The sequence below is a fragment of the Devosia ureilytica genome (assembly GCF_024273195.1).
Classification (GTDB): domain Bacteria; phylum Pseudomonadota; class Alphaproteobacteria; order Rhizobiales; family Devosiaceae; genus Devosia; species Devosia ureilytica.
In genome coordinates this window covers 22,209-33,139 of record NZ_JAMZCU010000010.1, presented here as the reverse complement: position 1 = coordinate 33,139, position 10,931 = coordinate 22,209, and the positions used below count along the sequence as shown (strand labels likewise).

The 10,931-nt window shown below is 62.0% G+C and carries 8 protein-coding genes; 7 read left to right on the top strand and 1 reads right to left on the bottom strand.

Translation table 11 applies throughout. The features are described from left to right. Positions 1 to 125 precede the first annotated feature (125 nt). Entirely contained in the window at positions 126 to 1,481 is a 1,356-nt protein-coding gene (gene hemN, locus NIM87_RS18060) for an oxygen-independent coproporphyrinogen III oxidase (RefSeq protein WP_254676142.1), read from the bottom strand. A 381-nt stretch (positions 1,482 to 1,862) separates the two neighbouring features. Here hemN and NIM87_RS18055 point away from each other — a divergent pair, with 381 nt between their 5' ends. Genes NIM87_RS18055 through NIM87_RS18025 form a run of 7 tightly spaced genes read left to right on the top strand, consistent with a single transcriptional unit; the run spans position 1,863 to position 10,463 of the window. After that, positions 1,863 to 4,028 (top strand): NosR/NirI family protein, encoded by a 2,166-nt coding sequence (locus tag NIM87_RS18055; protein WP_254676141.1) that lies wholly within the window; start codon positions 1,863 to 1,865, stop codon positions 4,026 to 4,028. 10 nt (positions 4,029 to 4,038) lie between these two features. Further along, positions 4,039 to 5,964, top strand: a complete 1,926-nt coding sequence (gene nosZ / locus NIM87_RS18050) for a TAT-dependent nitrous-oxide reductase (RefSeq protein WP_254676140.1) — start codon at positions 4,039 to 4,041, stop codon at positions 5,962 to 5,964. A 4-nt stretch (positions 5,965 to 5,968) separates the two neighbouring features. After that, positions 5,969 to 7,297, top strand: a complete 1,329-nt coding sequence (locus NIM87_RS18045; RefSeq protein ID WP_254676138.1) for a nitrous oxide reductase family maturation protein NosD — start codon at positions 5,969 to 5,971, stop codon at positions 7,295 to 7,297. Beyond that, complete coding sequence (locus NIM87_RS18040) at positions 7,263 to 8,162, top strand: ABC transporter ATP-binding protein (protein ID WP_254676137.1); 900 nt, start codon at positions 7,263 to 7,265, stop codon at positions 8,160 to 8,162. The genes NIM87_RS18045 and NIM87_RS18040 overlap by 35 nt, the downstream gene beginning before the upstream one ends. Further along, on the top strand, positions 8,159 to 8,980 hold the full coding sequence (locus NIM87_RS18035; protein ID WP_254676136.1) for an ABC transporter permease: 822 nt from the start codon (positions 8,159 to 8,161) through the stop codon (positions 8,978 to 8,980). Before NIM87_RS18040 ends, NIM87_RS18035 begins: the two co-directional genes overlap by 4 nt. Continuing rightward, positions 8,977 to 9,555, top strand: coding sequence for a nitrous oxide reductase accessory protein NosL (locus NIM87_RS18030; RefSeq protein WP_254676135.1), 579 nt, complete (start codon positions 8,977 to 8,979; stop codon positions 9,553 to 9,555). Before NIM87_RS18035 ends, NIM87_RS18030 begins: the two co-directional genes overlap by 4 nt. Then, positions 9,552 to 10,463 carry an FAD:protein FMN transferase gene (locus tag NIM87_RS18025; protein WP_254676133.1) on the top strand — a complete coding sequence of 304 codons (912 nt, stop codon included), beginning with the start codon at positions 9,552 to 9,554 and terminating at the stop codon, positions 10,461 to 10,463. The genes NIM87_RS18030 and NIM87_RS18025 overlap by 4 nt, the downstream gene beginning before the upstream one ends. Positions 10,464 to 10,931: the final 468 nt, after the last annotated feature.

The window sequence follows — 10,931 nt, the reverse complement described above, 5'->3', positions numbered from 1 at the left end:
ACTTGAATCACATCACGAAACCAACGGGAATCCGCTAATTGGGTAAAGACCCTAATCCGATCCTGGTACAACGTGCGGCGCTAGGCAGCTCTGGGCTGCTGTGTGCGGCCTGAGCCGCGGTTGCCTCACACGGCAGCTGAATGACGAGCCGTTCCTTGTCCAAAATAGCTGTCGAAGCGGGCAGCGATAGTTCGAACGAAAGGTCGTCCTTGGTCGGTGACGCTGAAAACGCCATCGCGCATCTCTACCAAGAAGTCGTCGTCGGTCAGGGCAATGGCTTCTGCTTCACTCATCAAGGCCTTGCCCGCCACTCCAAACCCCGAAACGTCGCGGTCGCTCAATCTGAAGGTGCAGAGCAAGGTCGATATCGCCAATGCGCGAAGTTTGTCCGCGGGGGTCAAAGCAAATCCGCGCGTCGTTGCGCCCTGACCATCGAGAACCGCCTTGCTGTACTCGCCAGTGGCGGTGATGTTCTGCACATAGCCTTGTGGCAACTGCCCGATCGATGAAGCTCCGAGCCCAATGAGGGCGTCGGCTCTGTCGTCGGTGTAACCTTGAAAGTTTCTTCGTAGCCTCCCCATGCGAGCTACCTTTGCTAGACTGTCCGATGGTCTGGCGAAATGATCGAAGCCAATCGTGTCCAGGCCTGCTTCGACCAGGATAGCGGATGCAGATTGCGCTTGGGCAAACCGCTCGTACTTGTCCGGCAGCGCATCCTCGGGGATCATCTTCTGGTGTGGTTTCATCCAGGGCACGTGCGCATAGCCGAAGAGTGCTACGCGATCCGGTTTCAGGCTGAGTGCCGACTCAACCGTGCTCTTCAGTCCGGATTGGGTCTGGAATGGCAGACCATAGAGCAGATCCAGATTGACCGACGATACGCCGCGCGACCGCATCGCGTCTACGACTGCGCGTGTTTGCTCGAAGCTCTGTATCCGGTTGATGGCCTTCTGCACCCGAGGATCGAAATCCTGAACGCCAATGCTTGCGCGCGTAAGACCGAACTGAGCCATAGCATCATACCGCCCAGCATCGAGATCATTCGGGTCGATCTCAATGCTGATCTGCACGTCGTCCGCAATGGAGAAGCTGGCGGCGAGCTTCGTCTTTAGGGCCAGTAGGTCCTCTGGAGTTAGCAGGGTGGGAGACCCACCACCTACGTGGATTGCCGTCACACGACCGCGCCCGTCTAGCTTGGCGGAAACCCAGTCGATCTCGGCGTATAGCGCCTTGAGATAGGCGGTGATCGGCTCATAGCGCAGGGTGTGCTTCGTATGGCATCCGCAGAACCAGCAGAGACGATCGCAATAGGGAATGTGCAAGTAGAGCGAAATGCTCCCGTACTCAGACAGATCGCCCAGCCAACGAGCATATGTCCGCGCATCCACACCAGAATGGAAATGCGGTGCGGTGGGATAGCTGGTGTAGCGCGGAACCGGCTGAGAGTAGCGCTCGACCAGGGCCCTAATGTCATCGTTCATGGTGCGAACCTTGTTCTCCTGATATGGCCCCGCCGCAATATCAGGGTTTGACCAAGGCAATTTGTTCTCAATCAAACCTGCTGGGCATTTCGATAGGACCTATTCCTAGGGTTTGACCTGAGGCACCCTCCGCTGGACAGCCATTTCGGAGACATATGCTCACCGTGAGCGTGCGTGTGGCAACTTCAGGACTTGTGTCCGTTCGGGCTTGCTCTGTTCGTCGTCTACGCCGCCCGCCGCAAGCCGGTCGTAGACCTTGACCACGGTCAGTGACGAAAAGCCCATGGTCTCGGAAATCGACGGCCTGTTTGACCCACGTCAAGGAACGGATCGGACGTTCGGGACCAAGGTGGCGCCGAAATCTCGCTGACACGGCCCCAAATGCACGTACTTCGTCTTTTGATTCTAATTTGCGCCAGCTTGTGGCTGGCAGGTCCTGCCGGCGCGTCGTCCGCTCTGGAAGACTTCCTGCCCTCGGCATCGGCTGCTGACCTCGTACCCGGCGGCGAAGGCTTTGGCGCCATCCATGAGGATGTCGACGTGGCACCGGTGCTCAAAGGTGGCGAGACCATCGCCTGGGTGTTCGTAACCTCCGATTTCGTTGGGACCACCGGCTATTCCGGCAAGCCTATCCACACTCTGGTCGCCGTGGACCCCGATGCCAAGGTCATCGGCGTGAGGTTGGTCAAGCATTCCGAACCGATCGTGCTTATTGGCATCCCTGAGGAAAAGATCGAAGCCCTGGTTGCCGGCTATGCCGGCCTCGATTTGATCGCCGAGGCGAAATCGGGAGGCACCGCCCACGACGTCGACATCATTTCCGGTGCCACGGTGACCGTGATGGTGATCGACGATTCCATCGTCCGCTCGGGACTCAAGGTCGCCCGTGCCCTGGGCTTGGGCGGTCTCGCGCCCGAAGCTGCCGATGCAGGCCCGGACCTCGCGATAGATCCCGATGCCGCCGCGCCATTGCATTGGGCGGAAGCCGAGGGCGACGGCACGCTGCGCCGCCTGTCGCTCGATGTGGCCCAGGTGAACGCGGCCTTTGCCGACCACGCCGATCCGCGGGCGCAGGCCCGTGCATTGACCGAGACGCCCGAGACCAACTTCATCGACATGCAGGTCGGGCTGGTCTCGGTTCCTGCCATCGGTTCGGCAGTGCTTGGAGCGGCGGCGAACGCCAATCTGCGCGACTGGCTCAGCGAGGGGGACAGTGCCATCGCGGTCATGGCAAGGGGGCTCTATTCCTTCAAGGGTTCGGGCTACGTGCGCGGTGGCATATTCGACCGCATCGTGCTGATCCAGGATGACGTCTCGGTCCGCTTCCGCGATCGCGATCACCGGCGTCTCAACGGCATTGCCCTTGAAGGCGCGCCGCAATTCACCGAAATGGACCTCTTTCGCATCCCCGCCAGTTCGGGCTTCGATCCGGCCAAGCCGTTCCGCATCCAGCTCTTGGTGCAGCGCGAGGTAGGGCCGATCGAAAAGGTCTTCCATACCTTTGACCTCGGCTACCAATTGCCGCCGAAATACCTGCGCGCTGTTACGCCGCCTGCCGTCGAAGTCGTCAGCATCGCCGACCGCGAAGAAAGCACTGCTCAATCGGACCTATGGCGTCGCATCTGGGAGGGTTCCCAGCTCGAGATCGCTGGTCTGGGCGCCATGCTGGCGGTGCTGACCGGGGTGTTCTTCTTTCAGAACTTCGCGGTCCGCAACGCCAAGGTCTACCGCATCTTCCGCCTCAGCTTCCTCACCGTGACGCTGGTTTTCCTCGGATGGTACGCCAATGCGCAGCTCTCGGTGGTCAATCTCATGGCGCTGTTCAACAGCTTCGTGTCCGGTTTCAGCTGGCAGGCCTTCCTGCTCGATCCACTGACGTTCATCCTGTGGTTCGCGGTGGCTGCGGCGCTGCTGTTCTGGGGGCGCGGCGCCTATTGCGGCTGGCTCTGCCCCTTCGGCGCACTGCAGGAGCTGACCAACCAAATCGCGCGCAAGCTGCGTATCCCCCAATGGACCCTGCCATGGGGCCTGCACGAGCGCCTTTGGCCGGTGAAATACATCATCTTCCTCGGGCTCTTCGGCGTATCATTGATGAGCGTCGAGCAGGCCGAGCGCCTGGCGGAGATCGAGCCGTTCAAGACGGCGATCATCCTCAATTTCGTCCGCGCCTGGCCCTTCGTGGCCTATGCCGTCGCGCTTCTGGTGGCAGGGCTATTCGTCGAGCGCTTCTACTGCCGCTATCTTTGCCCGCTCGGAGCGGCGCTTGCCATCCCCGCGCGTATCCGCATGTTCGACTGGCTCAAGCGCTACCACGAATGCGGAAATCCCTGTCAGACCTGCTCCAGGCAATGCCCGGTGCAGGCCATCCACAAGACCGGCGAGATCAACCCGAACGAGTGCATCAACTGTCTGCACTGCCAGGTCCTCTACCAGTCCGAAACGGTGTGTCCCGTCGTGATCAAGAAGGTGAAGTCGCGCGCCAAGCTCGCGGCCAGCCCCGTGACACCCCGCTTCATCCAAACCCCGACGCCAACAAACCGAACGTAAGGAATCCGTCATGGATACGACTGAAAACAAGGGACTGAGCCGCCGCGCCCTCTTCGGCGCAACAGCAGGGGCCGCAGTCCTCGCCGGCACTGTCGGGCCCTCGATGCTTGGCCTTGGTGCGGCTCTGTTCGCCACCGCGCCCGCTCAGGCCGCTGGCGGCGACGGCAGTGTGGCGCCGGGCCAGCTCGACGATTACTACGGCTTCTGGTCCTCGGGTCAGACCGGCGAGCTGCGCATCTTGGGCCTGCCGTCCATGCGCGAACTTATGCGCGTGCCCGTCTTCAACCGCTGCTCGGCCACCGGTTGGGGGCAGACCAATGAATCGTTGCGCATCCACGAGCGCACGATGAGTGAGAAGACCAAGAAGCACCTCGCTGCCAACGGCAAGCGCATCCACGACAATGGTGACCTGCATCACGTCCATATGTCCTTCACCGAGGGAAAATATGACGGCCGCTACCTCTTTATGAACGACAAGGCCAATACGCGGGTCGCCCGTGTGCGGTGCGACGTCATGAAGACCGACGCCATTCTCGAAGTTCCCAATGCCAAAGGCATCCACGGTCTGCGTCCGCAGAAATGGCCGCGCACGAACTATGTGTTCTGCAACGGCGAGGATGAGGCTCCGCTGATCAACGACGGCTCGACCATGCGGGACGTGTCGACGTACGTGAACATCTTCACCGCCGTCGACGCCGACAAGTGGGATGTCGCCTGGCAGGTCAAGGTCTCGGGCAATCTGGACAATTGCGATGCCGACTATTCGGGCAAGTACGCCTTCTCGACCTCCTACAACTCGGAAATGGGCATGAATCTGGCCGAGATGACGGAGTCCGAGATGGACCACGTCGTCATCTTCAATATCGAGGAGATAGAAAAGGCAATCGCGGCCGGCCAGTATGAGGAGATCAACGGCGCGAAGGTGCTGGACGGGCGCAAGGAAGCCAATTCGCTGTTCACCCGCTACGTGCCGATCGCGAACAATCCGCACGGCTGCAACATGGCCCCGGACAAGAAGCATCTCTGCATCGGCGGCAAGCTTTCGCCCACTGTCACAGTGCTCGACGTGACCAAGTTCGATACCCTGTTTTACGACAATGCCGAGCCGCGCTCAGTGGTGGTGGCTGAGCCGCAACTGGGTCTGGGGCCTCTGCACACTGCCTTCGACGGCCGCGGCAACGCCTATACCTCGCTGTTCCTCGACAGCCAGGTGGTCAAGTGGAACATCGAGGACGCGATCCGTGCCTATGCCGGGGAAGACGTCGACCCCATCAAGGACAAGCTCGATGTTCACTACCAGCCCGGTCACCTCAAGACCGTGATGGGCGAGACGCTGGATGCCACCAATGACTGGCTGGTGTGCCTGTGCAAGTTCTCCAAGGACCGCTTCCTCAATGTCGGACCGAGCAAGGCCGAGAACGACCAGCTCATCGACATCTCCGGCGACAAGATGAAGCTGGTGCACGATGGCCCGACCTATGCCGAGCCGCATGACGCCATAGCCGTCCATCCCTCGATCCTCTCCAACATCAAGTCGGTCTGGGATCGGCAGGACCCGATGTGGGCCGAGACCCGTGCCCAGGCAGAAGCCGATGGCATCAATATCGACGACTGGTGCGATACTGTGGTTCGTGATGGCAACAAGGTCCGCGTCTACATGTCGAGCGTCGCGCCGGCCTTCTCGCTTGAGGAGTTCACGGTGCAGGAAGGTGACGAAGTCACCATCATCGTCACCAATCTCGACGAGATCGACGACCTGACGCACGGATTCACCATGGGCAACCATGGCGTGGCCATGGAGGTCGGCCCGCAGCAGACCGCCTCGGTGACCTTCGTGGCCGCTAATGCGGGTGTGTACTGGTACTACTGCCAATGGTTCTGCCATGCGCTCCACATGGAGATGCGCGGCCGAATGTTCGTCGAGCCCAAGGCCTGACGAGATGCGCTGGCTCGCCCTCATCCTGGCCCTTGCCCTGGCTCCGCCTTTGCACGCGGCTGAGCTGGAGGTGGCGCCTGGTCCGGGCGCGCTGGCGCTCGCCATCGCCGGGGCATCCCCCGGCGATGTGCTGATCCTGCGTGAAGGGACCTACGCCGGTCCCGTCACCGTCGACCGCCCTCTTACTATTTCCGGACCCGAAGGCGCAGTGGTGGATGGGGTAGGGCAGGGCAGCGTCGTCACCATCGCCGCAGCCGATGTGACCCTCCACGGCTTCACCGTCACCGGCTCGGGTACGCAGAACGAAGATCTCGACTCTGGGGTCAAAATCCTCAAGGGTGCCGACCGGGCGCGGATCGAGGGTCTGTCGCTGGTCGACAACATGCACGGCATCGACGTGCATGGCGGACGCGACGCACAGGTCGTGCGCAATGGCATCGTCGGACGACAGAACACCCGCATGAATGAGCGCGGCAATGGCATCTATGTCTGGAACAGCCCCGGCACTCTGCTCGATGGCAACTACATCCGCTATGGCCGCGATGGCATCTTCTCCAATGCCAGCGCCGACAGCATCTATCGCAACAACATCATGCGCGACCTAAGGTTCGCCGTGCACTTCATGTATACGAAGAACACCGAGGTCTCGGGCAATGTCTCGGTCGGCAACCATCTCGGTTTCGCCATCATGTTCTCGGACCGAGCAAAAATCCTCTACAACAGGAGCCTCGGCGACCGCGAGCACGGGCTGATGCTCAACTATGCCAACAATGCCGACGTTTCCGGCAACCTTGTCCGCGGAGGCACCAAGAAATGCCTCTTCATCTACAACGCCCACAAGAACCTGATTTGGGACAATCGTTTCGAAGACTGCGGCATCGGCATCCATTTCACCGCTGGCTCCGAGCGCAACGTGTTGACCGGCAATGCCTTCATCGACAATCGCGAGCAGGTCAAATATGTCGGCACCCGCGACATGGAATGGAGCCACGAGAGTCGTGGCAACTACTGGTCCGACCATCCGGCCTTCGACCTCAATGGCGACGGCATGGCTGACAGCTTTTATCGTCCGAACGATCTAATGGACCAGGTGCTCTGGTCGCAACCCGCGGCCAGCCTCCTTATCGGTTCGCCCGCCGTGCAACTGGTGCGTTGGAGCCAACGCGACTTTCCGGCGACGATGCCCGGCGGCGTCCGCGACAGCGCGCCCCTGATGCAGCCCCTGATTCTGCCAGTGCCGTCAGCCATCCTCGCCTATGAGGCCGAGGTCGCCGGCCGCTGGGCTGAAGGAACCTATGATGACATCGACATTGACACTATCGCGGCTCACTAGGCGCTTTGACGCGGTCGAGGCCCTGAGGGACGTTTCCCTGTCGCTCGAGGCTGGCCAGCGGGTCGCGCTTCTCGGCCATAACGGCGCCGGCAAGTCCACCTTGATGAAGATCGTGCTAGGTCTCATCCCTGCTGACGACGGCTCTATTTCCGTCTGCGGTGCTGCGCCGGGCTCTGCGGCGGCGCGGGCACAGGTTGCCTACTTACCAGAGAATGTCGCCTTCCATCCGGCTCTCACGGGGGAGGAGCAGCTTGCCCACTATCTCGCCCTACGCGGCGACAGCGCGAAAAAGGCTATGGGATTCCTTGAGCGCGTAGGGCTGGGCCATGCCGCCAAGCGCCGGATCGACTCCTACTCGAAAGGCATGCGGCAGCGCGTCGGCCTGGCGCAAACGCTGATCGGCCAACCGCGCCTCTTGGTGCTCGACGAGCCGACCTCGGGACTCGATCCCGTGTCGCGGCGCGACTTCTACGACCTCCTCGATGGCCTTGCCGCCGAAGGCACAGCCATTCTCCTGTCCTCGCATGTCCTTACCGAGGTCGAGGCGCGTACGGACAATATCCTCATTCTCTCGAAGGGGAGCCTCGTGGCAGAGGGAACGCTAACCGATCTCCGCGCACGCGCGGCGCTGCCCGTCAACTTTGTCATCCGCCCGGCACCGGGCCGGCTGCAGGCGCTGCAATCTGCCTTCCCGGACGCCGTAGCGGGCGCAGACGGCCTGCTACGTCTTTACTGCCATCAGTCGGAAAAACTCTTCAATATGAGGCGCACCGCTGCACTCGGCGCTGATGTCGCTGATTTCGACGTGCTGCCGCCCAGCCTTGAAGACGTGTACAGCCATTTCAGCCGGAGGGACGGGCAATGAACCGCGTGCTTTCCACCGCACTCGCCGAATTCCGCATTGCCTTCCGCAACCGCTGGATTTCCATCGCCACTGGTATGATGGTGCTGTTCGCACTGGTACTCGCCTTCGCCGGAGCGGCCCCCACCGGCGATGTGAGCGTCGATCGGCTTTCGGTGACCGTTGCCTCGCTGACCTCGCTGGCCGTCTATCTGGTGCCACTCCTGGCGCTCCTGATGAGCTTTGATGCCGTGGCCGGGGAGGTGGAGCGCGGCTCTCTGCCACTTTTGCTTACCTACCCCGTCTCGCGTCCCCAGATACTCTTGGGCAAGCTTCTGGCGCATTTGGCCATCCTCGCCCTTGCCGTCACACTCGGATATGGCGCAGCCGCTCTCGTGGCGGTGTGGTCCGATCCCGCGGCAATAGCGGGGATCGAATCGCTCTGGCGGCTGATATGGACGTCGATCCTGCTGGGCGCCACCTTCCTGGGTGCCGGCTATGCCCTCTCCGCCCTCGCCCGTCGCCCCTCCGGAGCCGCTGGCTTTGCCATCGCGCTCTGGCTGCTGGCAGTCGTGCTCTATGACCTGGCGCTGTTGGCCCTGATCGTCTCGGATGGCGGCGGGGAGCTCACTACGCAGATCTTGCCCATCGCGCTGATGGCCAATCCCGCCGATGCCTTCCGCGTCTTCAATCTTTCGGCGTCGCAGACGGTCGCGGTGGCCGGCGGAATTGGCGGGGCCGCCGATGCCATCCCGCTCTGGCAATCGGCCGCGTCCCTCTTGGGCTGGCCTCTGGTCGCGCTCGGTCTCGCTTCGGCCACCTTCAGAAAAGTGACACCATGAAAAACCTGTTTCGCCCTGTGGTTCTCCTCAGCCTCGTTGCGCTGCTCGGCGCCTGCACGCAAGAGACCGCGCAGGATCTGACGCCGCAGGACATGACGGCCGAGACCTTAGGGCACTATTGCCAGATGAACCTGCTAGAGCATCCCGGTCCCAAAGCCCAGATCTTCATTGAAGGCTTTGCCGCGCCGCTGTTCTTCAGCCAGGTGCGCGATGCCATCGCCTATATGCGGGCCCCGGAGAGGACGGCGCCGGTCTTGGCTATCTATGTCAACGACATGGGGCGGGCTGGCGCCACCTGGGATTGGCCGGGCGATGGCAATTGGCTCAAAGCCGATGCCGCATACTACGTCGTGGGTTCTGCCAGGACGGGGGGCATGGGCGCGCCCGAAACGGTACCCTTCGGCTCGCGGGCAGCGGCCGATGAATTTTCGCTAGTGGAGGGCGGGACGGTTCTCGCGCTCGACGGCATCACCGATGACATGGTGCTGGCCCCGGTCGAGATGGACGGCGGGGATGACGCAGATTTCAACGATCGCCTGCACGCGCTGCCCCACAGGACCGGAGCCAAAACATGACGATAACCCGCCGCCGCCTGATCTCGATTTGCGCCGCTTGGGCCCTCCTGCCCATAGCCGCACGCGCCGTTACCGGCAGTACGCATCTATGGTTGGGCCAAGCTATGGGCGCTCGCGCCTCTCTCCGTCTCGCTCACCCTGACGCTGAGGCCATTTCCACCCGAGTCATGGCCGAGATCGAGAGGCTCGAGGACATCCTCAGCCTCCATCGCCCGCACAGCGCACTTTCAAAGCTCAACCGCGACGGACGGCTCGAAGCGCCGCCCTTTGAGCTACTCGAGTGCCTGTCGTTGGCCGGCGGCGTGCACTGTGCAAGTGGCGGTCGCTTCGATCCCACGGTGCAACCGCTCTGGGCTCTTTGGGCCGAGGCCGCCACGCAAGGCACGCAGCCGGAAGGATCAGCCATTGCTGCCACCTTGCGCCGGACCGGTTGGGAGAAGATCGATATCGAAGCCGGCCTCATCACGCTGCGACCGGGCATGGCGCTGACTCTTAACGGTATCGGCCAAGGCTATGTTGCGGATCGCGTCGCGGCCCTACTCGAAGCAGAGGGGCTCACCGACATTCTCATCGACACCGGCGAAATGCGCGCCTTGGGCGGCAGTCCGGATGGCGGCGACTGGCCAGTGCGGCTCGAATCCGGAGAACGCGTCCCGCTGCGCCAGCGCGCGCTCGCCACTTCGGCGCCGCTCGGCACGACATTCGACCAAGGCGGGCGGGACGGCCATATCCTCGATCCGATCACTGGTCGGCCTTCGTCCCTTGCCTGGCGCTCCGTCTCGATCACGGCGCCATCGGCGGCGCTGGCCGACGCCCTGACTACCGCCGCCTGCCTGATGCCCGACCAGAAAAGCATCGACGACATGCTGCGCCAGTTCCCGGACACGAGGCTCGATAGCCTCTCCTGATCCGCAGACCATCCCAGCGCATCGCGACTTTGCGCCAAAAAGCGATGGACGACCTTTTGTACAAGACAAGCCTCGTTGTGTTCGTGTCTTTCCTGTAGTGGCCGGTCGGGTCTACGACCGGCTGCTTTCATTGATTGTCCGCCTAAACCGGACCAACTTCTGCCGGCCTCGCATCCGTCCTCCGACGCAGGTAATCAGGGCAGGGGGATCCCATAACCCGCCGGGCAGATGCGCGCCCCATTCCAGATGAGGTGGATGGCTCCCGCTCCCGGCATCTGAGTGCCAAAGTGGGTTTGCTATCAGGCAGCCCGAGCAAAGGAGCCATCCGTCATGCAGATTACCACCGTGGGCCTAGATCTGGCCAAGAGTGTTTTTCAGGTTCATTGCCGTTGATGCGTCTGGAGGTGTTGTTGTGCGCAAAACACTCCGGCGATCGCTGTAGCCAAGCAGATTCTCAATCTTCTCTGT